Source organism: Streptomyces aurantiogriseus (genome assembly GCF_014649375.1).
GTDB lineage: Bacteria > Actinomycetota > Actinomycetes > Streptomycetales > Streptomycetaceae > Streptomyces > Streptomyces aurantiogriseus.
The window spans coordinates 288,353-310,707 of record NZ_BMSX01000008.1; the positions used below are offsets into that span (position 1 = coordinate 288,353).

The window sequence follows — 22,355 nt, forward strand, 5'->3', positions numbered from 1 at the left end:
TCCTTCGTACGGGTGGTGGGCGTCGTGGCCGGACGGCGGGTCAGGTGTCGCGCTGGGCGCGGCGCAGGCCGTGGTACCAGGCCAGGGCCCGGTTCTCGGCGAACCGGAAGAGCAGCGACAGGACGAAGCCGAGCAGGCCGAGCAGCAGGACGCCGCTCCACATCTCGGGGATGGCGAACGTGCGCTGGAACTGCACGATGGTGAAGCCCAGTCCGTTGCTGGCGGCGAACATCTCGCTGATGACCATGAGGATGATCCCGATCGACAGCGACTGCCGCATGCCCGTGACGATCTGCGGGCTGGCCGAGCGCAGCACGAGGTGCCACAGGCGGGACGGGCCGGTGATGCCGTAGGAGCGGCAGGTGTCGCTGAGCACTTCGTCCACGGCGCGGACGCCCTCGACCGTGTTGAGCAGGATCGGCCAGACGCAGCCGCTGACGATGACCAGGATCTTCATGGTGTCGCCGATGCCCGCGAACAGCATGATCACGGGTACCAGCACCGGTGGCGGGACGGCCCGGAAGAGCTCCAGCACCGGCTCCAGGACGTCCCGTACGACGCGGCTCATGCCGACGACGAGGCCGAGTCCGACGCCGACGGCGACGGCGAGGAGGTAGCCCGCGGTGAGCCGGAGGAGGCTGGGCAGGATGTCGGCCGTGAGCCGGTCGCCCGCCCAGACCTCCCCGAACTTCCGCAGGATGGTGGACAGCGGTGGGAAGTAGACGTCGGTGCTGTCGGCGGTGGCGAACCACCACACGGCGAACAGGACCGCGGGCATGCCCAGCAGAAGCAGAATCCGCCGGCCCGCTGTGAGGACGGTCATCAGGTCATCCCTCCCTGCGCAGGGACTGGTGCCAGTGCAGCGCCCGCCGTTCGACGGCCCGCGCCACCAGGTTGATCGCGACTCCGAGCAGGCCGGTGACCAGCACCAGGGCATACACGCGCGATACGGCTCCGGAGTTCTGCGCGACGGCGATCTCGTGGCCCAGGCCGGGTGAGCCGATGACGAGTTCCGCGGTGATGGCGAGGACCAGCGCCACGGCGGACGCCAGCCGTACGCCCGTCATCACATACGGCAGCGCGGTGGGCCACAGGACGTACCGCACCCGGCCCCATCGGCCGAGCTGATAGCTGCGGGCGGTGTCGTCCGCCACCGGGTCGACGTCCTGTGTGCCGGCCAGCACCTGGACGAGCACCTGCCAGAAGGAGGCGTACACCACCAGCAGCAGTGTGGACTCCAGGTCGGTGCCGTAGAGCAGCACCGCCACGGGAATGAGTGCGACGGACGGGATGGGCCGCAGGAACTCGATGGTGGAGGCCGTCACCGCCCGCAGTACGGGAACGGAGCCGATCACCACTCCGGCCACCACCCCGGCCACGACCGCGATGGCCAGTCCGAGCCCCCACCCGGTCAGGGTGTCGGCGAGTGCCGTCCAGAACGCGTTCTCGGCGAGCAGGTGCCACAGTGTGCGGCCGATCTCCGAAGCGGGTGGAAGGTAGTCGGCCGAGACCACACCGGTGTGGGGCAGTGCTTCGAGGACCGCCACCAGACCGGCCAGGCCGGCGAGCCCGCGCAGCGCGGTGACGGTGCCGGGGCCGCGCCGACCGGGGGCCCCGCCGGGACCGGCACCGGTCCCGGCGGGCTTCGTCTTCACGGACGCGATGGCCGACGGTGTCACTGGAACAGCGCCTTCAGGTCGGGCTTCTTGTCGCTGAAGAGTCCGTCCTGCTCACCGAGCGAGGCCAGCTTCTCCAGGGAGGCCATGTCGTACTCCGCGGGCCACGACGGCAGCGTCAGGTTCTTCAGCACGTCACCGTCGATCTTGGTGTAGGTGGTGAGGATCTGCCGCGCCTCGTCCTTGTGCGCGGAGGCGTACGCGAGCGACTCGGCCATCGCCTCGGCGAACTTCTTCACCAGGTCGGGGTCTTCCTTCGTCAGCCGGGTCGAGGTGAAGAAGGTCGCCAGCGTGAGCTTGGGGTCGGTCTCGGCGAACGGCGACGCCACGACCCGGGCGCCCTGCGACTTGGCGATCGTCAGCGCGGGCTCGCCCATCCAGGCCGCGTCCACCTGGCCACCATCGAGGGCGGCCGGCATCTGGTCGAAGGGCATCTCGACGAACTTGACCTTCGAGGGATCGCCGCCGTCCTTGCGGACCGCCTCACGCACGGTGGTGTCACCGATGTTCTGCAGGGTGTTGACCGCCACCGTCTTCCCGGCGAGATCCTTGGCCGACTTGACAGGACTGTCCTTCTTGACCGCCACGCCGCTGATGTCGGTCGTGGTGTCTCCGGTCGTGGCCGAGCCGTTGGCCACCGACGTCACCGGAACTCCCTTGGTCTGGGCGATCATCAGTGACGTGGTGTTGCTGAACCCGAACTGGAACTGTCCGCTCACCACACCGGGAATGATGGCGGCGCCGCCCTGGGCGCTCTCCATCTTCAGCTCGATGCCGCGGCTGCTGAAGAAGCCCTTCTTCTGACCCAGATAGAGCGGCGCGACATCGACGATCGGGACGATACCGACCTTGACCTGGGTGGTCTTGCCGCTGCCCGAGGCGGACGAACCGCTCGTCCCAGCGGACGAGGATCCACATCCGGCCGCACCGGCGACCGTGACCACTGCTATCGCAAGCCCGAGAATGCGCCGTCGCATAGGGCTCCTCCTGACGGAAGTGTGAGTGAGAATGAATCACTTTGCGCACTTATGTGCTTACTTGAGCGAGTGGCGCGGACGTTATGTCGTTGCCGGACTTGTCGTCAATAGGGGTGCTGTGGGAGTTCTGGGTGGGGGTGCCCGGCTGCTCTGATGGCGCGGGGTGGTGGGGGGGCGTTCGTCGTGTCGAGCGGCTCGCCGACTACGACGACGGAATGACTCCGTGATGTTGTGCAGCTTCTTGACGGGCGCAATCTACACGCCTACCTTCGCGGTGTCATGCCCCCGGACGAAAGAGACCGAAGACAAAGGAGTCCGCTCCGTGAAGTCCGTACCTGCGCCCCAATGACCTGGCCCACCCCGCCGACCGGTACCGGCCCTGAGCCCACGCCGCCCGTGATGACCACGGGGGGCGACCGTACGCTTGCCGGCGTGACGCTCTCCCAGGTGAACGCTTCCGACGTGGACGACGGGTACGCCGGTGCGGCCCCGGACTCCCCGGCCGGTCCGCAACTGCGCCCGCAGTCGCTCCTGCTCGCCTTCTTCGGCGACCACGTCCTGGAAGAGGGCCCGCTGTGCGTGTACTCGGGGAGCATCATCGACGCCCTCGGACGCGTGGGAGTCGGGGAGCAGGCCGTCCGCTCCACCCTGACCCGCATGGTGAACCGCGGCCTGCTGCAGCGCCGGCGGCAAGGGCGCCGCATGTACTTCGGCCTGACCCCGCACGCGACGCAGATCCTCGACAACGGGCGCAAACGCGTCTGGCACACCAGTGCGGTCAACGACGACTGGGACGGCACCTGGACCCTGCTCGGTTTCTCGCTGCCCGAAGCCTGGCAGCGTCAACGCCACGACCTGCGCTCGCGGCTCACCTGGGCCGGCTTCGGTCCCCTCTACAGCGGGCTGTGGATCGCGCCGGGGGACGTCGACATCTCCGAGATCGTCGCCGAACTCGGCATCGCCGCCCATGTCAAGATCTTCCACGCGCACGCGGACGCCGCCACCGACATCGATGTGATGATCCGCGACACCTGGGATCTGGAGACCATCGCCGCCCGCTACGCCGCCTTCGAGAAACGCTGGATCACGCATCTCGGCGATCGCTCCGGCGACCCGCTGGCCACCCGCCTCCGCCTGGTCGCCGAGTGGCTGGGGACCATCCGCACGGATCCCCGGCTGCCCGCCCGGCATCTGCCACCGAACTGGCCCGCCCGGCCGGCCGAAGAGACCTTCCGGCGCCTCGCGGTGCAGACCGGGGAGCCCGCCCGCCGGGTGGCCGCCGATCTGCTGGAGACAACGCCTCTGGAACCTGCCTGAGCAGCACTCGGGCGCCTGGTGCGGGACCGGCGGATCATGCGCGGCGCGTCACTGCTCGGCAGGGTCTCCGACCACCGAGGCGACGTACTCGAAGGCCGCTGTCCGCACCTGCGCGGCGGATGACGAAGCGGCGTCGGCCGGTTGCTTGAGCCGACCCATTGCGTGATGCGGGACGGCCAGTCCATTATCAGGAATCCTGATATTTCAATGTTGCAATGATGAGGCGGGGTCATGCCATTCAGCTCACGAGTCCAGGCCAGAGGTATCCAGCTGCTGCTCGGCCGCATGATGGCCCGCGTGCACAAGGACCTGCGCTTCGCCGACATCCCGAAGCGCACCGAAGCCCTTCGGGTGGAGACCGGGGCCGGGCCGGTGGCCTGTACCGTCTACCGCCCGCCGGCCACGACCGGAGCCCTCGCCCCCGTGTACGTCAACTTCCACGGCGGCGGTTTCGTGGTCGGCCGCCCGGAGCAGGACGACCACATCTGCCGCTACATAGCCGCCACGGCCGGCTGCGTGGTGATCAACGTGGACTACGCCGTCGCTCCACAGACGCAGTTCCCCGTACCCGTCACCCAGGCGTACGACGTCACCGCGTGGGTCACCGAGAACGGCGCCGCCCATGACTGGGACGGTTCGCGACTTGCCGTGGGCGGACACAGCGCCGGGGCCAACCTGACCGCCGCGGTCTGTCGCACGGCCCGAGACCGCGGCACCTTCTCGCCCCGGCTCCAGATCATCGACTCCGCCCCGCTCGACCAGCTCGCCGACCCGGCCACCAAGCAGTCCCTCATCGCCAAGCCGCTGCTCAGCCCCCAGCTCATGCGGATCTTCACCGCCGCCTATGTCCCGGATCCGGCCGACCGTGCGCATCCCCTCGTCTCGCCCGGACTGGCCGATGACCTCGCCGGACTCCCTCCCGCCCTGGTCATCACCGCGGAGAACGACCGCCTGCGCGACGAGGGCGACGCCTACGCCAAGGCCCTGGATGCCGCCGGCGTCCCGGTCACCCACCGTGTCTTCGAGGGGGTCGACCACTACTTCACCCACACCGGCCCGGTGCCGGCGGCGAAAGAAGCCATCGATCTGATGGCCGCCACCCTGCGCACCGCACTCAGCGACTGACGCGAGCTCCGAAACCGCTCGCGCCGATCACGGCGCCTTCATCTCCGGCGAGTGTATGGAGCGCCGGCTTCGGCTCAGCGGACCGGATCCGCTGCCGGCGCTGCGCTGTCCTCCCGGGTGCCGGTGGTCGCCCGGGTCTTCGCGGCAGGGCGGGTCGGCGTGGTGAGTACGGCGAGGCAGCCGAGGACCAGGGCGATGCCGGCCCAGCCGAGCAGGGGCAGGCGTTCCCCGACCACCAGGACGGCGAGTACGGCCGCGACGGCGGGTTCCAGCAGCGAGAGTGTGGTCGCGGTGCTCGCCGGGACGTGTGCCAGGCCCCAGCCGAACAGGACGTAGCCGGTGAACATGGGCACCAGGGCCATGTAGGCGCCGACGGCCGCGTTGGACCAGGAGTCGAGGAGCGGGGCGCCGGTGGCCAGCAGCACGGGCAGGAGCAGCAGACCGCCCAGTCCGAAGACGGTGCCCATGGCCGCGCCGGAGGTGACGCCGTGGCTGATCAGGCGGTGGGCCGCCCAGGAGTACAGGGCGTAGGTGAAGCCGGCCACCAGGCCCAGAGCCACTCCGAGCACGGTCGTCTGCGCGGAGTGGGTCCCCGTGCCGGAAGGTGCCTCGGCCGCTTCGGCCGCGCACAGCAGAACGGTCCCGGTCAGGCCCAGAGCCGCACCGGTCGTCCAGCGGCGTGTGAGGCGGCGTTTGTCCACCACGCGCTCTATCACGGCCGAGGCGAGCGGGGCCGAGCCGATCGACACCACCGTGCCGGCGGCGACCCCGGCCAGGTGCATGGAGCTGTAGAACGCCAGCGGGTAGGCCCCCACCGCCAGCGCGCCGAGCACGACCACACCGCGCTGTGCGCGCAGCCCGGACGTTTCCCGGGCGATACGGGGGGCGGCCATGAGGGCTTGGAGCAGTCCGCCCAGGCCCATGGCGGCGGCCCCGATCGCGAGGGGGCCCACAGCCGGGGCGAAGGTCGCGGCGGTGCCCGTCGTGCCCCACAGAACCGACGCCAGGAGCACGCACAGCGAACCCATGCCCACCGAGCCGGCCGCATGTCCGGCGAGCCGTGTCACAGCCGGCCCAGCAGGTTCGCCGCCATGGTCCGCGCATGCTCCAGACGCGTGCCCGCGCCCTCCAGGCCGGCGCGTGCCACCGCGCCTTCCAGCAGGAACGACAGATGCTCCGCAAGCGCGTGCGCCTCCTCGGGCCGGTCGGGCAGCAGTTCCTCGAGGTGCCCGGCGAGCAGGGACTCGACCTCCTCCTTGTGCCGGCGCACCACGTCCCGACCCTCGTGTCCGGCGGGCAGTTCGGCAGCCGCGTTCAGCAGCCCGCACCCGCGAAAGCCGTGCTCGTAGGCGAAAGCGGCGTGATCGGCGTACGCGTCGAAGACCGCCAGTACGCCGCCGCGAGCGTCCCCGACTCCTTCCATCCGTCGCCGGTACAGGCCCAGCCACTCCTCGTGCCGTGCATCGAGGTAGGCCATCACCAGGTCGGCCTTGGAGGAGAAGTTGTTGTACAGGCTCATCTTCGCCACGCCCGCCTCGGCGGTGATCGTGTCGATCCCTGTCGCCGACACACCGTCCGCGTAGAAGCGGCGCGCCGCGGCGTCGAGCAGCCGCGAGCGCGCGCTGCCCTGCTTCTTGCGGGGGTGCGCTGCCGGAGTGGGGGTGTCGCTCATTGCGCTGCTGCCCTCCTCTTCTAGGTAGGTCAGTCTACCTAGAAGAGGAAGAGTGCCCCCAGGGCGGGCGTCGCTCTCGGAGTTCCCCGTTCATCTGCCCTCCGTTCGGCCTTCACCCATCCGTGGGCGCAGCTCACACACAGCTCGCACACAGTTCGGCGACTCTCAGTGCGCTTGGGGTGATGATTCTTCGCCGCTGCCGAAAAACAGACGACTTCAGCCGTCGCCCCCGCCTACCTGGGGCAGACGGCTTCGGGCTGCGACCATGTGAGGGACGACGACGTGTTCCCCTCGCGAATCGGTGGTCCAGCGGTGACGACGAGCGACGAGCTGCGGCCGGGCCAGTCCATGATGTGGATGGTCAGTTCGTTCTTCCAGGTGGACGGCGAACCGGTCGGCGCGCTCTCGACGCAGGCCGGCCGAGGCCGCCAGCACGTGCTGGGAAGCACCGATCGGGTCGGCGACGAACCCCGTCTGATCGTTGACTTCAACGAGGGACAGCCGCTGCTGTCGGTGGGCGGACAACAAGTGGGAGAGCGCCACGGGAACACCGTGCTGCTGTGGGACCAGGAGTACCGCATCCACCGTGCCCGCTTCCGGAGAAGACTGCGGTTCACGGTGACCGCGGGTGAACGGGCCGTCCTTCGGGTGGGGGAGACGTCCCGGCCCGACCGTACGGTCCATACCTACGTCACCCACAGCGATCCCGCGCTCGACCCGATCGCGGCGCTCGGTCTGATCCTGCTGGAGGCACGGCCCGACAGGATGAGCGTTCTCCATGAGCTGTTCGGCCGTTGAGCACTGAGCATCAGGCCCACAAATGAGGTCGTCGTCGACTCCGCCGAGGGACAGTGAGAGATACGCCTTCACCTGCTTGGCCCGCCGCTCCGCGATCCGCTCCGCAAGCGCCGTTCCGTCAGTCACTCCAACCCCTGTGTGTCGCGGTACTGACACGCACAGCACGGTAGAACAGGAGCGGCGGCGGGGCCAGGCAGCCACTCACGCGCGCCCCCCGACGCGGCTGTTCGTGTGCGCCGCTGAAACACCGGGAAACCCCGGCAACCTTTTCACGCCCCGCGGCCACTGAAGGGGAACAGGTGTTGTTCCGGACTACGCAAGGGCTCATCCGTGGCGTCCTCTTCCCACCGCCGTTCTCCCCGCAGACGGCCCACCGTTCTCGTCTCCACCGTCGCCGTGGCGGCTGTCGCGCTCGTCGTGTCCCTGGTCGTGGCCTTCCGGCCCGACCGTGAGGCAAGTGACGGGCCCGGCGCGGCGACGCCCGTCGCCGGCCGGCAGGTGAGCGTGCCGTCCGGAGCGCCGGAGCCGCGGCCTTCCTCGGCGTCCCCGACCGCGACGGCCGCCACGACCACCCCGTCGGCTGCCGTGAGCACCCCGTCGGCCCCCGCGACCAGCGAGGCGGCGCGGCCGTCGGCCCCGAGCGCCGCGCGTACCCCGAGCGCCCCGCGGGCGGAAGACGCCGGCGGGTCGTTGGCGGGACGGATCCGGCCCGCGGTCGACTACCAGGGGGTCGCCACGTCCTACGACGCGGGGAACGGCGACGGTGCCTGCTCGTACGGTCCGAGCGACGACCTCATGGTCGCGGCGATGAACACCGCCGACTACGAGACGTCCAAGGCGTGCGGGGCGTACGTCCGCGTCCGCGCGGCGGGCGGTGCGTCCGTCACGGTCCGGATCGTCAACGAGTGCCCGGCGCCCTGCGAACCCGGTCAACTGGACCTCAGCACCCAGGCGTTCGCCAAACTGGCCCCGCTGTCGGCCGGACGGATCCCGATCACCTGGAGTCTGGTGAGCCCGAGCACGTCCGACACGATCTCCATCCGGTACAAGACCGGGTCCAGCCGCTACTGGTGCGGCATCCAGGCGATCGGCCACCGCAATCCGCTGGCCCGGCTGGAGGTCCGTACGAGCAGCGGCTGGACCCGGCTGCCCCGCACCGAGTACAACTACTTCCTCTCCGAGCAGGGCAGCGGGTGTGGTGGCGCGATCAGGATCACCGACATCTACGGGGAGCGACTGACCGTCGACGGGATCGCACTGCGGCCGGATGCGGTGCAGCCGACCCGCGTCCAGTTCTCCGGACACTGACACCTCGTCAGGAGGCCGTCTCCAGCGCCTTGTTGCGGCGGACGGACGACAGGAACGAGGCGGCGATCAAGACCACGCCGAGCAGGCCGGTGACGATCTCGCTGATCTGGTGCTCGATGGTGATCAGCAGGATCGCGGCGAGGGCACCGATCGCGTAGTGGGCGCCGTGCTCCAGGTAGACGTAGTCGTCGAGGGTGCCCTGGCGGACCAGGTAGACCGTGAGCGAGCGGACGTACATGGCGCCGATGCCGAGGCCGAGGGCCATCCAGAAGATGTGGTTGGTGATGGCGAAGGCGCCGATCACGCCGTCGAAGGAGAAGGAGGCGTCGAGGACTTCCAGGTAGAGGAAGAGGAAGAACGCCGCCTTGCCGGCGAGGGCGACCGCTGACACCTGCCTGCCCTCTGCCCTGGCCTTCTCCTCCTCCTCGTGTTCGTGTTCCTCCTCCTCTTCCAGCTTGTCCTCGAAGTAGCCGGAGAGGCCACCGACCACGAGATACGTGATCAGGCCGGCGACGCCGGAGAGCAGTACCGTGGCGGACTTGTCCGCGTGGCCCGTGCTGATGTGCGCGTGGGTCGCGAAGGTCATCGCCGTGACCATCAGGACGATCAGCGCGACGCAGACCGACAGCATGTCGATCTTGCCGAGCCTGGCCAGCGGGCGCTCCAGCCATGCCAGCCACTTGATGTCCCGGTCCTCGAAGATGAAGTCGAGGAAGATCATCAGCAGGAACATGCCACCGAAGGCGGCGATCGCCGGGTGGGCGTCGGTGACCAGGTCCTCGTACCGGTCCGGTTCGTCGAGGGCGAGCTGTACCGCCTCGACGGGGCCGACCTTGGCGCTGATGGCGACGATCACGACCGGGAAGACCAGCCGCATGCCGAACACCGCGATCAGGATGCCGAGGGTGAGGAAGATCTTCTGCCAGAAGGCGTTCATCTTCTTCAGGATCCCGGCGTTGACGACCGCGTTGTCGAAGGACAGCGAGATCTCGAGGATCGACAGGATCAGCACGATCCCGAAGGCCTCCCAGCCCCACTGCCACGCGGCGAAGGCGAGGCCGAGCGCGGTGACGGCGAACGACCAGCCGAAGGTTCTCAGGATCATTCCTGCCCCGCCGCCTTCACCGCGAGGACCGGGCAGCCGGCCCCCAGCAGGATCTGCTGCGCGGCGGAGCCCATGATCAGCTTGCCGACCGCGCTGCGGCGGCGCAGCCCGATCACCACGAGGGACACGTCCGACTGCTCCGCCAGGTCGATGATCTCCTCGGCGGCGTCGCCGCCGCCGAGCACCTGGCGTATGTCGAACTCGATGCCCAGGGCGGCCAGTTCCTCGCGGACATGGGCCAGTTCGGGCTCCTGCGCGAAGCGCGGGTCCACATAGGCGTCACCCCGCGAGGTGTTCACGACCAGCAACTTCTCGCCCCGTAGCCGGGCTTCGTCGATCCCCGCGCGCAGCGCGGCCTCACCTTCGGGCGAGGGTACGTATCCGACCAGTACGGTCATTCTCCGCTCTTCCTCTCAGGCACTTCGCTCACGCAGGGGACGTACGACGAACCGCCGGACCAGCGGCCAGAGGAGCGCCAGGACGATCGTGGTGTAGACCGCGTAGGAGACCGGTCCGCCCACCAGCCCCGACAGGTCGCCGCCCGACAGTTGCAGGGAGCGTCGTCCCTGCAGTTCGGCTCGGGGGCCGAGGATGACGCCGACGATCAGCGGCAGCACCGGCAGTCCGAACCGCCGCATCGCGAAGCCGAGGAGTCCCAGCACCAGCAGCACGAACAGGTCCAGGGGCTGGGCGTTGACGGCGTAGGCGCCCATCGACGCGAAGAACAGGATTCCGGCGTAGAGGTAGGGGCGCGGGATCCGCAGCAGCTTCGCCCAGGCGGGGGCGAGCGGCAGGTTCAGCAGGAGCAGCAGCAGGTTCCCGACGAACAGGCTGGCGATCAGCACCCACACCAGGCTCGCCTCGCGGTCGAACAGCAGGGGGCCGGGCTGGATGCCGTACGACTGGAAGGCCGCCAGCATGACCGCCGCGGTGGCGTTCGTCGGCAGGCCGAGGGCCAGCATCGGAACCAGGGTGCCCGCCGCGGAGGCGTTGTTCGCCGCCTCCGGCCCGGCCACACCCTCGATCGCGCCCTTGCCGAACTCCTCGGGGTGCTTGGTCAGCCGCTTCTCCGTCGTGTACGACAGGAAGGTCGGGATCTCCGCGCCACCGGCCGGCAGCGCGCCGAACGGGAAGCCGTACGCCGTGCCCCGCAGCCAGGGCTTCCACGAGCGCTTCCAGTCCTTCGCGCCCATCCACGGGCGGCCGACCGGGATGATCTCGGCGGGCCTGCGCCGCAGATGGGCGGCCACCCACAGCGCCTCGCCGACGGCGAAGATGCCCACGGCGACGACGACCACGTCGATGCCGTCGGCCAGCTGGGGGATGCCCAGCGTGAGCCGCTGCTGTCCGGACACCGCGTCGATGCCGACCAGGCCGATCGTCAGACCCAGCAGCAGCGAGATCAGGCCCCGGATGCGGGACGAGCCCAGGACGGACGTGACCGCGATGAAGGAGAGCAGCATCAGGGCGAAGTAGTCCGGTGCGCCCAGGCTGACCGCGAAGTCGACCACGAACGGGGTCACCAGGACCAGCAGCAGGGTGCCGATGGTGCCCGCCACGAAGGAACCGATCGCGGCGGTGGCGAGCGCCTGCGCCGCCCGGCCCGCCTTGGCCATCTTGTTGCCCTCGATGGCCGTCACCACCGAGGACGACTCGCCGGGGGTGTTCAGCAGGATGGAGGTGGTCGAGCCGCCGTACATGCCGCCGTAGAAGATGCCGGCGAACATGATGAACGCCTGGACCGGTTCCATGCCGTAGGTGATCGGCAGCAGCAGGGCCACCGTCATCGCCGGGCCGATGCCCGGCAGGACGCCCACCGCGGTGCCGATGACGACACCGATCAGCGCCAGCAGCAGGTTCATGGGGGCCACGACGTCCGCGAAGCCCTGCATGAGGTTGTTCAGGTTGTCCATCACAGGATTCCTTGCAGGACACCGGCCGGGAGGTTCACACCGAGCCCGATCGCGAAGGCGTAGAACGTGGTGAGGGACAGCGTCACCGCGATCAGCAGATTGCGTACGTAGTGCCGGTTGCCGAGGGCGAAGGCGGTGCCCCAGAACAGCAGCGAGCCGCTGATCACCCAGCCGAGCCGCTCGATCAGCACCGCGTTCACCACGAACGCGCCGATCAGCAGCAGCACCGTGCGCCAGTCGCTGCCCTGGGTGAGGTCGACGTCCTCGCCGGCCTCGGGTTCGCCGCGGCCGCCGCGGGCCACGTCGACGGCGTACAGGGCGGCGATCACCACGAGCAGGACGCCCAGGATCAGGGGCACCGCGCGCGGACCGACGGGGTCGGTGCCGCTGGTGATGTGCGGGATCCCGAGCCCGTCCACGATCACCGCGGTGCCCAGCAGGGCGAGGAACGCGCACACGCCGTACTGTGCGCGGTCCTTGCCCTCGGGCGGACGGGTGTCCTGGACGCTCTCTTCGTCTGTGGGGGAGCTGGGGGAGCTCATGCCAGCCCGAGCTCGGTCAGCAGGCTGGCCACGGACTCGTCCTGGTTCTTCAGGTACGTGCCGAACTCGTCACCGGTGACGAAGGCGTCGGTCCAGCCGCGCTTGGCCAGCTCGGCCTTCCACTGCTTCGATTCGTGCATCTTCGTCAGCGAGTCGATCCAGGTCTGCTTCTGCTCGTCGGTGATCCGCGGAGGGGCGACGATGCCGCGCCAGTTGGTGAAGACCAGGTCGATGCCGGAGTCCTTGAGGGTGGGGGCGTCCTTCACCGCGTCGATCGGCTTCTCGCTGGTCACGGCCAGGATCCGCACCTGGCCGGCCTCGATCTGGTCGAGGAACTCGCCGAAGCCGCTGGCGCCGAAGGCGACCTTGTTGCCGAGGATGGCGGGCAGCAGCTCACCGCCGCCGTCGTAGCCGACGTAGTTGACCTGCTTCGGTTCGATGCCGACGGCCTTCGCCAGCTGCATCGGCAGCAGATGGTCCGGGCCGCCCGGCGACGAGCCGCCGCCCACGGCCACCTTCTTGGGGTCCTTCTTCCAGGCGGTGACGAGGTCGTCGATCGTCTTGTACGGGGAGTCCTTCGACACGACGATCGCGCCGGCCTCCTCGATCAGCTTGGCGATCGGTGTGGTGTCGGTCAGGGTCGCCGACGACTTCGAGGTGTACGCGGCTCCCACGACGCCCAGGCCCATCTGCATGGCCAGCTTGCCGTTGCCCTCCTCGTTCACCAGGCGCTGCAGGCCCACGGTGCCGCCGGCGCCGGGCAGGTTGTACACCTGGACACCGGACGCCACCTTGGAGTCCTGCATCACCTGGGCGACGGTCCGGGCGGTGGTGTCGTAGCCGCTGCCCGGGGTGTTGGGCACCATCAGGCGCAGACCGGTGACGGGCTTGTCGCCCGCGCCCGCGCTTCCCGAATTCTCCTTGTCCGCGGTCGCGCCGCAGGCGCTGGCGGCGAGCATCGACACGGTGGCAAGAGCGCCGAGAAGTGCGGCTCTGCGAGTTCTCATGGCTCATCTCTTTCGCTCGGGCTGGTCCGGCGCCATGATTGTGCGGTTCCTGGGACAGCCCGTCTGCGTTGTGTGACCATTGAAGGTTGAGTTCATAGTGGTCGTTGCGTCACGTCGTCATACGCTCGCCGGCGAGCTGCTGGTACTGCAGCTGGCCATCGTGGTGATTGTGCTGGTCGCGGTCGCCGCGGTCTCGCTGGCGCAGTCGAAGGCGACCTTCGACCGGGTCGAGGGACGCCGCGTGACCGCCCTCGCCGAGGAAATGGCCGGAAACCCACTGTTGCGCAGCCAGCTCGTCCGCCCCGCACCCGCCGAGACCCTCGCGCCGCTGCTGCAGACCCGCCTGACCCAGTCGAACGTCACCTCCGTCACCGTCGCCGACGCGCGCGGCGAGATCGTCGCCTCCACCAACCCCACGCTGGTCGGGACGCCGCTGCCGGTCGCCGGGCCCAGCGTGGCGCAGGCGCGCGGCTGGTCGGGGGAGCTGCCGGTGGACGGGGTGCGTCACCTGGTGGCCCAGGTCCCGGTGCTCGGGGAGGACCGCGACCACATCGGCGAGCATCTCGGCACGGTCATGATCGGACGCGTGTCACCGTCGGTCTGGCAGCGGCTGAGCGGCGCCTCCTCCTACCTGCTCGCCTACCTCGGCATCGCGAGCGTGCTCGGCGTGGCCGGCTCCTGGCTGCTGGCCCGGCGGATCAAGCGCCAGACCCTCGGCCTCGAACCCCGGGAGATCGCCGGGCTCGCCGAACACCGCGAGGCCATGCTGTTCGGGATAGCCGAGGGCGTGATCGCGCTCGACCCGCACCTACGGCTCACCCTGGTGAACGAGGTCGGTCGCAGACTGCTCGACCTGCCCGAGGACTGCGTCGGCATGAGCCTGTCCGACCTCGGCATCGGCGGCAGACTGTACGACGTCCTCGCCGGCACCGGCGGCGGTGAGCGCGACGCCGAGCCCGGGGCCGAGCGGCGCGACGAGGTGGTCGTACGCCGAGGCCGGGTGCTGGTGATGAACCGGATGGACGTCACCAAGGACGGCCGCCGCCTGGGCTCCGTGACCACCCTGCGCGACCGCACCGAACTCGCCCAACTGGAACGCGAGTTGGGCTCCTTCCGCAGCAGCACCGAGCTGCTGCGCGCCCAGGCCCACGAGTTCTCCAACCAGTTGCACACCATCTCCGGGCTCATCCAGATCGGTGAGCACGACGAGGTCGTCCGGTACGTCCGCGCCCTGCGCAAACACCGCGAGTCGCTCGACCTGACGCTCACCAGCCGGGTCCGTGACCGGGCCGTCGCCGCGCTGCTCATGGCGAAGTCCGCGCTCGCGGCCGAGCGCAAGGTCCGGCTGCGCATCTCCGAACGCACGGCCCTGGACCGGCTGGACCCGACGGACTCCGCGGACGTGGCGACCGTGCTCGGCAACCTCGTCGACAACGCCCTCGACGCGGCCGCCGCCGCGGACCCCGACGGCGAGGCCTGGGTGGAGGTCGAGCTGCGCCAGGACGCCTCGAGCGTGGAGATCGTCGTCCGTGACTCGGGGCCGGGCGTGGCTCCCGAGCTCGCGCAGGAAGTGTTCTCCCACGGCTTCACCACCAAGGCCGCGCGGGGCGGCGACCGGGGGATCGGCCTGGCGCTCACCCGGCTGGTCTGCACCCGCAGAGGTGGCGAGGTGTCGGTGTCCAACACGCAGGAAGGCGCCATGTTCATCGCCTGGATGTCCGTAGGTCAGCTGACCGGACCGGAGACGGAGAGAGTCCGATGATCGACGTACTCGTGGTCGAGGACGACTTCATGGTGGCGCGGATCCACCGCGGATTCGTCGACAGTGTCGACGGCTTCCGCGTGGTCGGAACGGCGAACTGCGGCGAGCAGGCGCTCACCGCCGCCGCCGAACTGCAGCCCGACCTCGTCCTGCTCGACCTCTACCTGCCCGACATGTTCGGCCTGGACGTCGTCCCCCGGCTGCGGACCGCCGGCCATGACTGCGACGTGATGGTGATCAGCGCCGCCCGCGAGGCGGAGACGGTCCGGGGCGCCGTCCGCCAGGGCGTCGTCGACTACCTCCTGAAACCCTTCGACGCCGACGACCTCAGGGACCGGCTGGAACGGTACAGCGCCCGCCGCAGCAACCTGAGCGCCGGCATGGTCAGCGGACAGGCCGACGTGGACCGGGCTTTGGGCCGGGTCGCGGCACCCCCGGTGACACCCACGCTGCCGAAAGGCATGAGCGTGGAGACCTCCGAACTGGTCGAACGCGCCCTGCGCGCGGCCGACGGCACCCTCTCCGCGGCCGAGTGCGCGACCCGGGTCGGCCTCTCCCGCGTCAGCGCCCGCCGCTACCTCGAGTACCTCAGCGTCACGGGACGGGCCGTGGTGACACTGCGGTACGGGCAGGCGGGGCGGCCGGAGCGGCGGTATCACTGGCACGACCGGTAGAGCATCGCCCGGCCGGTGTCCCGCCCGGCAGAACGGGACACCGGTCCCATGCGGCCGGGACACCGGGCGCGCCATGGTTGCCCTGTCCACAGGCAGTACTGCTTCGGCAGCACCACTTCACGGGGGAACCATGTCCATTCCGCTGTCCGAGCCGACCACAGCCGGCCACCACGCCGTCCCCGAGCCGCCGCGTGCGGTCGCCGAGGGGCGCGGGTGGGCCTGGGGAGGCATCGTCACCGCGCTCGGCGGGCTCGTCGTGTTCTTCGCGGCGGGGCCGCTGTGGCCGTACGAGGAGTCCGACATCATCGACAACGCGAAGATGGTGGCGCGGCTCGACGGCTCCGCTCAGGGCTGGGTGTTCGTCACTCAGCTGGCGTTCACCGCGGCCGCGCTGGGCGCCGTGCTCTTCGGGGCCGGGCTGCGGCGCCGGCTCGAGCGGCAGTGCCCGGCGGGCAGTCTCGTGCCGACGACCGCGTATCTGGGGATGCTGCTGGTCGGGGTGATGAGCCTGGTCGGCGCCGGGATGGGCACCGAGGTGTTCCACAACCTGCGCAATGCCGACAAGACCGACCCGGACACGATCGTCGGTGAGCTCGCCCAGCTCGGTACGTACGGCTGGCTGTGGGCGGGACTGGTGCTCACCGCCGCCGCGCTCGTCGTCGCCGCGTTCCGGCAGGGTGCGGTGAGCCGTTGGATCGGCGTAGTCAGCGTGATCTTCGGCTTCCTGGCGCTGGTCACCCAACTGCTGCCGTTCCAGTACATGGCGCTGTTCGTGGGGGTGCCGTATCTGCTGGTGCTCGGCTGCGCGTTCGCCTTCGGCCGCAGGCCCGCGCTCGACTGAACGCCGTACACAGGGGGGAGGCGTTCGTCGTAGTGGCGGCGCAGTGACGACCGCGCCGCAGTGACAATCCGCGAGACCCGCTGCGAGGCTGGGCCTGTGGGGGGAACAGGCGAGGCGGCCCGGTGGGGCACAGACGGCGGGGGCCATCCGGTCCCCGCCGTCGGCGTGCTCGTGGTCACGTGGGGGCTCGCGGTGGCCGCCCTGGTCCTGATGGGCCTGGCGGGTGCGCCCTGGGACCCGACGCAGTGGTACTTCGTCGTCGACACGGCCGACGCGCTGGTGTACGGGCTGGTCGCGGCCGTCGTGCTGAGCCGGCGCCGGCACCCGGTGGCCTGGCTGGTGGCGCTGACCGCGGTCGGCGGGGGCGTCGCGGCGGTCACCGCCCAACTGGTCGTGCTGTGGGCCAAGGACGCCGGGCCCGACGCGCTGCCGCCGGCCTGGTCGATCCTGCAGGGCACGGCCTGGGTGCCGGGGACGCTCGCGCTCGTCCTGATCGTGCCGTATCTGGTGTCGGAGCGGGCCGCCTCGCGGGCGGTGCGCTTCGCGATCGGTGGCGGGATCCTGCTGATCGTGGGCCTGCTGGCGGTGCGGCTGACCGATCCCTGGCCGTGGCCCGAGGCCGCCGGGTCGTACGCGCCGCTGCCGGTGCGCGACGCCGACTGGGCGCGGCTGATCGAGCCGGTGCAGCGGGTGCTGATCGGGGCGGTCGTCGTGCTCGGGCTGGGCGCCGCGGTCCACGCCGCCCGGCGTCGGTGGCGGCAGCCGGCGGCGCGGGGGCTGGGCTGGCTGGCGATCGGTACGGCGCTCGTCGCGGCGACCTTCCTGCCGTTGGTCGTGTGGGCGGACGGCGGGCCGGCGTCACTGGCGCTGTTCACTCCGTGGACGCACCTCGCCTCGCAGGCCTTCTTCCCGGCCGCCGTCCTCGTCGCGGTCCTGCGTCAGCAGTTGTGGGGCATCGATCTCGTGGTCAGCCGCGCGCTGGTGTGGTGGCTGCTCACCGGGCTGCTCGTGGCCGGGTACTTCGTGACGGTCGCCGTGCTGGGGCTGCTGTTGCCCGGTGAGGGAGCGTTGGGCCGGGTGCTGGCGACCGCCGCGACCGCGGCCGGGATCCAGCCCGCCCGCGGCTGGTTGCAGCGGCGCGTGGACCGGCTCGTGCACGGGGAGCCGGCCGCCGGTGCGCTCAGCCGGGTCGGCCGTCACCTCGGCAGCGCGGCCGGACCGCAGGAGGCGCTCACCGGCATGGCGGAGAGCGTGGCCGCTTCCTTCAACCTCGGGTCGGTGCGGGTGCTGGACGAGGACGGCGAGACCCTGGCCGCCCTCGGCGAACCGGCCGGCGCGCAGCCGGTGACCGTCCCGCTGGTGGTGCGTCGGCGTGCCGCCGGCACCCTGGTGGTGACCGCACGGCCCGGTGAACGGCTCGACCGGCGCGCCCGCACCGCCCTCGACGAGGTCGCGCCGATCGTGGCCACCGCCGTGCACCTCGCCGCCGTCACCCGGGCGCTGCGGGAGTCCCGCGGCCGGCTCGCCGCGGCCCGCGACGACGAGCGCCGCGCCCTGCGCCGGGAACTCCACGACCAACTGGGCCCCGCGCTGGCCGGCATCGGCCTCGGCCTCGCCGCCGCCCGCAACCTCCTCCCCGACGACTCGCCCGCGGGTCCCCTGCTGACCCGTCTGCGCACCGAGGCCGACGCCCGCGTCGACGAAGTCCGCGTCCTCGCACGGGGGCTGGTGCCGCCGGTCCTCGCCGAGCTGGGTCTGGTGCCGGCCGTCCGCGAACTCGTCATGCGGTACGAGGCGGACGGGCTCCAGGTCGTCGTACGCGCCGACGGAGACGGCTGCGGGGCTGCCGTACGGGACGTGCCCCAGGAGGTCGCGGGCGCCGTGTACGCCGTCGTCGCCGAGGCGTTGCGCAATGTCTCGCGGCACGCGCGGGCCCGGACCTGCACGGTGACCCTGGCGGGGCTCGCCCCCGACGCGGGGCCGCGGTTGACGGTGAGCGTCGAGGACGACGGCCGGGGGATGGGGCCGGCGGTCCGGGCCGGGGTGGGCACCCAGTCACTGCGGGAACGCGCCGAGACCCTCGGTGGCACGGTCACCTGGCAGCCGGGGGAGGGCGGCCGGGGCACCCGGGTCGTGCTCGACGTGCCTCTGGTGCGCGACGGTGAGCAGGAGGAAGAGGTGAGGGGCCGTGTCCGGTGAGGTGCCCGAGGGCGGGGCGGTGCGGATCGCCGTCGTCGACGACCACCCCGTGTTCCGGATGGGGATGGCCGCGCTGCTCTGCTCGTTGCCGGGACTGACGGTGGTGGCCGAGGCCGAGGACCTGGAGTCGGCCGTGGCGGCGGTGCGGGCGCACGGGCCCGATGTGGTCGTCATGGACCTGCACCTGGGCGACCGTACGCCCTCCGGGGTGGAGGCCACCCGGGAGATCCTGCGGCTGCGGCCCGCCACGGCCGTCCTCGTGGTGACCATGCTGGACGACGACGACTCCGTCTTCGCGTCCATGCGGGCCGGGGCCCGCGGTTATCTGTTGAAGGGCGCGGCGCCCGCCGAGATCGAGCGGGCGGTGCGGGCGGTCGCGAACGGTGAGGTGATCCTCGGTCCCGCGGTGGCCTCCCGTGCCGTCGCCCATCTCACGGGACTGCGGTCGGCGGGCGCCGGGCCCGTGGCCCTGCCCGAACTGACCGCGCGGGAGCGCGAGGTCCTCGACCTGGTGGCCCGGGGACTGGACAACCTGGCGATCTCCCGGCGGCTCGTCCTCAGTCCCAAGACCGTCCGCAACCACCTGTCCAGCATCCTCACCAAGCTCCAGGCGGCGACCAGGGCGGAGGCCATCGTCCGGGCGCGGCAGGCGGGACTGGGGGAGGGGTGATCGCGGGCGCCTCGGGGGCTCCGCCCCGCATTTGCTCGGGGGAGGCTCCGCACTGGGGCAGTGCGGGGCGGAGCCTTGGTGCCGTCAGGGCTGCTGGACGGGCTTGCCGCGTCCCCAGGCCCAGGCGAGGCGGTCGGCGCCGGACTGGTTGGTCGTGGCCAGCCACGGGCGGGCCGGGTCGCCGGTCAGGGTCTGCAGGGAGTACGTGTCGTCCGTGCGCAGGCCCGGCCAGTAGACGGAGCCCATCTTCAGCTCACGGAAGGTGTCGGTGACCGCCTGGATGAAGTTGATGTAGTTGTTGTCGGGCGTCGGCTTGTTGTAGTCGAGGCCGGTCGTCATCGGGGCGCCGAACTCGTCCGCCACGGTCCGGCCGGCGCAGTCGCCGATGCGTACCTTCAGGTCGGCCACCCACTGGTCGTAGGTGGCGTACTCCTTCCAGAAGCCGTAGTGGTGCAGGGAGAGGTAGGTGCCCTTCAGGCGCGGGTCGGCGCAGACGGTGGTGACGTGGTCGTTGTAGCCGGCGCCGCTGACGAAGACGCGGTTGCGGGGGACCGAGGGGTAGGTGGCCAGCCACTTCGCCGCGATGTCCGCCCACTCGGTGTCGGTGTAGCCGTGGGGCTCGTTCATCGGCTCGAAGTAGACGTGCTTGTCGTTCTTGTAGGCCTTGACGACCGTGTCCCACATGGGCCAGTAGGTGGCGGTGTCGTCGATGAAGCCGTCCTTGCGGGGGCCCGTGCCCTCCCAGTAGGACAGGATGACCTTGAAACCCTTGGCCGACGCCGCGTCGACGACTCCGCGGTACGACTTCCAGTACGCGCCGTTGACCGTGTACGGGTTGATGGGCAGACGGACGGTGTTGGCGCCGAGGTTGGCCCGGAACGCCGAGATCACCCGGCTCGCCTTGGTGTAGGTCTGGGCGTAGGTGTCGGAGAGGGAGAGGCCGGACAGGACGACGGGGTCGTCGGCGAAGTTGTCGCGGGGGTCGGCCCAGTTGACGCCTTTGAACTGGGTCGTGTCGGTGGCCGGCGCGGCCGTGGCGGGGGTGCCGGCGAGGGTGGTGGTGCCCGCCCCGGCGATCAGGAGCGCGATGAGGGCGGCTCGGAGGCGGGGGGTGCGGCGGGTGCCGGCGGGGGTTCTGCGCATCGGCTTGGCCTTTCGGGGGTCCTCATGTTTGCGTAAACATCGGCCCTTGGGGTGGCGGATGTTTACGCAAACATCTCGGCGCCCGGAATCGTGGCACCCGGCACAGTGATCGTCAAGGTTTCCCGTGCGTGACATCCGTTGCGCGGGTGGGGCAGAGCGGGCGTGGTGGTGGGGGTGTGGCTGTCCCGAAGTGTGAGTCGGGGGCCGAGTCGGGTGGTGGGTGGGTACAGGCCGGGGTCCAAGGGGCGGAGCCCCTTGGCGGGGGGCGAAGGGGTGGAGCCCTTGACGGGACGGGACGGGTAGGGCGGCGGGGGCGAAACAACCCCATCGGTCACCGGGCACCCGCAGGCCGTACAAAATGCGCCATGAATTTACGTGAGAATTCAGTGCCGCTCGAGTCGTTCATACGTGATTTTCAGCGGCTCTTCCGGCGAGAAAGCCGGTGTGGGTGGGGTGGCGGAAAAGGGGCGGCTGGTGGATTCCGGTTGTGAAAGCGGGTGGCGTTGGTTCCGGTGGGGTGGAAGTATTCGGGGCGATCTCAGGTGCCCGCACCTGCAAAAGTAGAGGGGAAATTCTCCGTGGCTTTCATGTCGTCCCGTCCTGTCGTCGTCGCGGCCTCCGCGCTGTCCGTCCTGGTGCTCGGGGCAGGTGGTGTGCATGCCGAAGAGCCTGCTCAGGCAGGGGGTGCGCCCGACATCTCCGTCGGCAAGGTGATGCGGCACCTCGACGCGCTGCAGAAGGTCGCCGACGCGAACAACGGCAACCGGGCCCATGGCACGGCCGGTTATCAGGCGTCCATTGATTATGTCAGGGGGAAGCTGGATTCTGCCGGTTTCGTCACCTCGCTGCAGGAATTCGAGTTCGGCGGGAAGAAGAGCTGGAATCTTCTTGCGGATTGGCCTCGGGGTGGGCAGTCCGGGAAGGTCCTGATGGTCGGGGCGCATCTCGACTCCGTGGACACGAGCCCCGGCATCAATGACAACGGCTCCAGCGTGGCGGCCATTCTGGAGACCGCGCTGACGGTTTCCGCGAAGAACGTCACTCCTTCCCAGCACCTCCGTTTCGCCTTCTGGGGAACGGAGGAGGAGACCTACATCGGATCCACGCACTACGTGAACACCCTGCCGCCGGCCGAACTGGCCAAGATCAGCGCCTACCTGAACTTCGACATGATCGGCTCGCCGAACCCCGGGTACTTCGTCTACGACCAGAGCCCCGAGGTCGCCCAGCACTTCAACCAGTACTTCACCGCCAAGGGCATCCCCACCGAGCCCGCCACCGCACTCAACGGCCGCAGCGACCACGAGCCGTTCCTGGCCAAGGGCGTCGCCGTGGGCGGCATCTTCACGGGGTCCGCCGAGATCAAGACCCCGGAGCAGGTCGCGAAGTGGGGCGGCACCGCCGGTGAGGCCATGGACAAGTGCTACCACCTGGCCTGCGACACCCCCGCCAACATCAACAAGCGGGCCCTGGACGTCAACACCGACGCCGTCGCCGCCATGGTCTGGAAGCTGGGCGTGCGCAAGTAAGCACGGAAGGCAGGGAAAGCAAGGCAGGCGGGGAAAGCAGGGAAGGAGAGGGGGCGGGCCTTCGGGCCCGGCCCCTCTGCCTGGCCTTTCTTCGGCC

The 22,355-nt window shown here is 70.3% G+C and carries 21 protein-coding genes; 10 read left to right on the forward strand and 11 right to left on the reverse strand.

Features of this window, described 5'->3' with window-relative positions; genetic code table 11:
* Positions 1-40 precede the first annotated feature (40 nt).
* The 3 genes from IE263_RS19405 to IE263_RS19415 form a co-directional block, all read right to left on the reverse strand.
* On the reverse strand, positions 41-823 hold the full coding sequence (locus tag IE263_RS19405; RefSeq protein ID WP_189938134.1) for an ABC transporter permease: 783 nt from the start codon (positions 821-823) through the stop codon (positions 41-43).
* A 4-nt stretch (positions 824-827) separates the two neighbouring features.
* Positions 828-1,577, reverse strand: coding sequence for an ABC transporter permease (locus tag IE263_RS19410; RefSeq protein ID WP_189938333.1), 750 nt, complete (start codon positions 1,575-1,577; stop codon positions 828-830).
* A gap of 98 nt (positions 1,578-1,675) precedes the next feature.
* The gene (locus tag IE263_RS19415; protein ID WP_189938143.1) at positions 1,676-2,653 is read right to left on the reverse strand and encodes an ABC transporter substrate-binding protein; all 978 of its coding nucleotides are present in this window, start codon (positions 2,651-2,653) and stop codon (positions 1,676-1,678) included.
* A gap of 462 nt (positions 2,654-3,115) precedes the next feature.
* Between IE263_RS19415 and IE263_RS19420 the strand changes: the two genes are divergently transcribed.
* A complete protein-coding gene (locus IE263_RS19420) occupies positions 3,116-3,970 on the forward strand; it encodes a PaaX family transcriptional regulator (RefSeq protein WP_229911068.1) in 855 nt (284 codons plus the stop codon).
* A 231-nt stretch (positions 3,971-4,201) separates the two neighbouring features.
* Positions 4,202-5,095 (forward strand): alpha/beta hydrolase, encoded by an 894-nt coding sequence (locus IE263_RS19425; RefSeq protein WP_189938146.1) that lies wholly within the window; start codon positions 4,202-4,204, stop codon positions 5,093-5,095.
* Positions 5,096-5,169: 74 nt separating this feature from the next.
* Here IE263_RS19425 and IE263_RS19430 read toward each other — a convergent pair whose 3' ends face one another.
* The gene (locus IE263_RS19430; protein ID WP_373312012.1) at positions 5,170-6,162 is read right to left on the reverse strand and encodes a DMT family transporter; all 993 of its coding nucleotides are present in this window, start codon (positions 6,160-6,162) and stop codon (positions 5,170-5,172) included.
* Positions 6,159-6,767 (reverse strand): TetR/AcrR family transcriptional regulator, encoded by a 609-nt coding sequence (locus IE263_RS19435; RefSeq protein WP_189938148.1) that lies wholly within the window; start codon positions 6,765-6,767, stop codon positions 6,159-6,161. The genes IE263_RS19430 and IE263_RS19435 overlap by 4 nt, the downstream gene beginning before the upstream one ends.
* Positions 6,768-7,079: 312 nt before the next feature.
* Between IE263_RS19435 and IE263_RS19440 the strand changes: the two genes are divergently transcribed.
* Both IE263_RS19440 and IE263_RS19445 read left to right on the forward strand, forming a co-directional pair.
* On the forward strand, positions 7,080-7,565 hold the full coding sequence (locus IE263_RS19440) for a hypothetical protein (RefSeq protein ID WP_189938150.1): 486 nt from the start codon (positions 7,080-7,082) through the stop codon (positions 7,563-7,565).
* Positions 7,566-7,895: 330 nt separating this feature from the next.
* On the forward strand, positions 7,896-8,873 hold the full coding sequence (locus tag IE263_RS19445; RefSeq protein WP_189938152.1) for an expansin EXLX1 family cellulose-binding protein: 978 nt from the start codon (positions 7,896-7,898) through the stop codon (positions 8,871-8,873).
* Between the two features lie 7 nt (positions 8,874-8,880).
* Here the strand turns inward: IE263_RS19445 and IE263_RS19450 are convergent, their stop codons facing one another.
* The 5 genes from IE263_RS19450 to IE263_RS19470 are packed head-to-tail and all read right to left on the reverse strand — an operon-like array spanning position 8,881 to position 13,440.
* A complete protein-coding gene (locus IE263_RS19450; protein ID WP_189938154.1) occupies positions 8,881-9,978 on the reverse strand; it encodes a DUF475 domain-containing protein in 1,098 nt (365 codons plus the stop codon).
* Positions 9,975-10,376, reverse strand: a complete 402-nt coding sequence (locus IE263_RS19455) for a universal stress protein (protein ID WP_189938156.1) — start codon at positions 10,374-10,376, stop codon at positions 9,975-9,977. The genes IE263_RS19450 and IE263_RS19455 overlap by 4 nt, the downstream gene beginning before the upstream one ends.
* A 15-nt stretch (positions 10,377-10,391) precedes the next feature.
* Positions 10,392-11,891 carry a tripartite tricarboxylate transporter permease gene (locus tag IE263_RS19460; RefSeq protein ID WP_189938166.1) on the reverse strand — a complete coding sequence of 500 codons (1,500 nt, stop codon included), beginning with the start codon at positions 11,889-11,891 and terminating at the stop codon, positions 10,392-10,394.
* The gene (locus tag IE263_RS19465) at positions 11,891-12,433 is read right to left on the reverse strand and encodes a tripartite tricarboxylate transporter TctB family protein (protein ID WP_189938168.1); all 543 of its coding nucleotides are present in this window, start codon (positions 12,431-12,433) and stop codon (positions 11,891-11,893) included. Before IE263_RS19465 ends, IE263_RS19460 begins: the two co-directional genes overlap by 1 nt.
* Entirely contained in the window at positions 12,430-13,440 is a 1,011-nt protein-coding gene (locus IE263_RS19470; protein ID WP_189938170.1) for a Bug family tripartite tricarboxylate transporter substrate binding protein, read from the reverse strand. Before IE263_RS19470 ends, IE263_RS19465 begins: the two co-directional genes overlap by 4 nt.
* Before the next feature lie 97 nt (positions 13,441-13,537).
* On the opposite strand from IE263_RS19470, the gene IE263_RS19475 reads away from it, so the two are divergent.
* From IE263_RS19475 to IE263_RS19495, 5 genes are all read left to right on the forward strand, one after another.
* Complete coding sequence (locus IE263_RS19475; protein WP_189938172.1) at positions 13,538-15,202, forward strand: sensor histidine kinase; 1,665 nt, start codon at positions 13,538-13,540, stop codon at positions 15,200-15,202.
* Positions 15,199-15,876 (forward strand): response regulator, encoded by a 678-nt coding sequence (locus tag IE263_RS19480; RefSeq protein WP_189938174.1) that lies wholly within the window; start codon positions 15,199-15,201, stop codon positions 15,874-15,876. Before IE263_RS19475 ends, IE263_RS19480 begins: the two co-directional genes overlap by 4 nt.
* Positions 15,877-16,006: 130 nt before the next feature.
* Positions 16,007-16,717 carry a hypothetical protein gene (locus tag IE263_RS19485; RefSeq protein ID WP_189938176.1) on the forward strand — a complete coding sequence of 237 codons (711 nt, stop codon included), beginning with the start codon at positions 16,007-16,009 and terminating at the stop codon, positions 16,715-16,717.
* 96 nt (positions 16,718-16,813) lie between these two features.
* Positions 16,814-18,916: a histidine kinase gene (locus tag IE263_RS19490; RefSeq protein ID WP_189938177.1), complete on the forward strand. Its 2,103-nt coding sequence runs from the start codon at positions 16,814-16,816 to the stop codon at positions 18,914-18,916.
* The gene (locus tag IE263_RS19495) at positions 18,906-19,586 is read left to right on the forward strand and encodes a response regulator transcription factor (RefSeq protein ID WP_268256039.1); all 681 of its coding nucleotides are present in this window, start codon (positions 18,906-18,908) and stop codon (positions 19,584-19,586) included. Before IE263_RS19490 ends, IE263_RS19495 begins: the two co-directional genes overlap by 11 nt.
* Positions 19,587-19,670: 84 nt before the next feature.
* Here the strand turns inward: IE263_RS19495 and IE263_RS19500 are convergent, their stop codons facing one another.
* Entirely contained in the window at positions 19,671-20,729 is a 1,059-nt protein-coding gene (locus IE263_RS19500) for a glycoside hydrolase family 5 protein (RefSeq protein WP_189938179.1), read from the reverse strand.
* 587 nt (positions 20,730-21,316) lie between these two features.
* On the opposite strand from IE263_RS19500, the gene IE263_RS19505 reads away from it, so the two are divergent.
* Positions 21,317-22,258 (forward strand): M28 family metallopeptidase, encoded by a 942-nt coding sequence (locus tag IE263_RS19505; RefSeq protein WP_229911060.1) that lies wholly within the window; start codon positions 21,317-21,319, stop codon positions 22,256-22,258.
* The last annotated feature ends 97 nt before the right edge of the window (positions 22,259-22,355 follow it).

Coding starts and splice junctions, on each gene's coding strand:
- IE263_RS19405 (WP_189938134.1), bottom strand. CDS start 823: ATGACCGTCCTCACAGCGGGCCGGCGGATTCTGCTTCTGCTGGGCATG.
- IE263_RS19415 (WP_189938143.1), bottom strand. CDS start 2,653: ATGCGACGGCGCATTCTCGGGCTTGCGATAGCAGTGGTCACGGTCGCC.
- IE263_RS19425 (WP_189938146.1), top strand. CDS start 4,202: ATGCCATTCAGCTCACGAGTCCAGGCCAGAGGTATCCAGCTGCTGCTC.
- IE263_RS19435 (WP_189938148.1), bottom strand. CDS start 6,767: ATGAGCGACACCCCCACTCCGGCAGCGCACCCCCGCAAGAAGCAGGGC.
- IE263_RS19450 (WP_189938154.1), bottom strand. CDS start 9,978: ATGATCCTGAGAACCTTCGGCTGGTCGTTCGCCGTCACCGCGCTCGGC.
- IE263_RS19455 (WP_189938156.1), bottom strand. CDS start 10,376: ATGACCGTACTGGTCGGATACGTACCCTCGCCCGAAGGTGAGGCCGCG.
- IE263_RS19460 (WP_189938166.1), bottom strand. CDS start 11,891: ATGGACAACCTGAACAACCTCATGCAGGGCTTCGCGGACGTCGTGGCC.
- IE263_RS19465 (WP_189938168.1), bottom strand. CDS start 12,433: ATGAGCTCCCCCAGCTCCCCCACAGACGAAGAGAGCGTCCAGGACACC.
- IE263_RS19470 (WP_189938170.1), bottom strand. CDS start 13,440: ATGAGAACTCGCAGAGCCGCACTTCTCGGCGCTCTTGCCACCGTGTCG.
- IE263_RS19480 (WP_189938174.1), top strand. CDS start 15,199: ATGATCGACGTACTCGTGGTCGAGGACGACTTCATGGTGGCGCGGATC.
- IE263_RS19485 (WP_189938176.1), top strand. CDS start 16,007: ATGTCCATTCCGCTGTCCGAGCCGACCACAGCCGGCCACCACGCCGTC.
- IE263_RS19500 (WP_189938179.1), bottom strand. CDS start 20,729: ATGCGCAGAACCCCCGCCGGCACCCGCCGCACCCCCCGCCTCCGAGCC.
- IE263_RS19505 (WP_229911060.1), top strand. CDS start 21,317: ATGTCGTCCCGTCCTGTCGTCGTCGCGGCCTCCGCGCTGTCCGTCCTG.